At 70.8% G+C, this 383-nt stretch carries 1 protein-coding gene; it reads right to left on the bottom strand.

Annotation, left to right across the window (positions count from 1 at the left end; all coding sequences use genetic code 11):
• A partial coding sequence (locus tag SB816_RS30110) for a DODA-type extradiol aromatic ring-opening family dioxygenase (protein WP_410548005.1) occupies window positions 1-383 on the bottom strand: 383 nt, incomplete at both ends.

Below are 383 nucleotides of genomic sequence, written 5' to 3'. Positions count from 1 at the left end.
AGTCGTCGTCGGCGGCGCCGAGCGCGGAGAACACCGGCAGCAGATGCTCGTCGGTCGGGTGCATGAGCACCGCATGCGGCGCCTTCGTCCGATAGTCGAGCAGCGCGTCGATGTCGCGCGCCGCGAGATGCGCTTCGAACCAGTCGGTGAACTCGGCCACGCGCGGATCGGCGTCCTCGGGACGCGCCGAGAAGTCGGCCTGACGCAGGTTGTGCGTGATCTGGCCCGAGCCGATCACCATCACGCCTTCGTCGCGTAGCGGCCGCAGCGCGCGACCGAGCGCGAAGTGATGGGCGGCGTCCGCGCGCGGCTGGATCGACAGTTGCGCGACGGGCACGTCGGCCTCCGGGAACATCAGCAGCATCGGCACCCACGCGCCGTGG

The sequence above is a fragment of the Achromobacter sp. SIMBA_011 genome (assembly GCF_046535435.1).
GTDB lineage: Bacteria > Pseudomonadota > Gammaproteobacteria > Burkholderiales > Burkholderiaceae_B > Achromobacter > Achromobacter dolens.
Note: the sequence above shows the minus strand (reverse complement) of the source record. Positions and strands in the feature narration are given on the sequence as shown.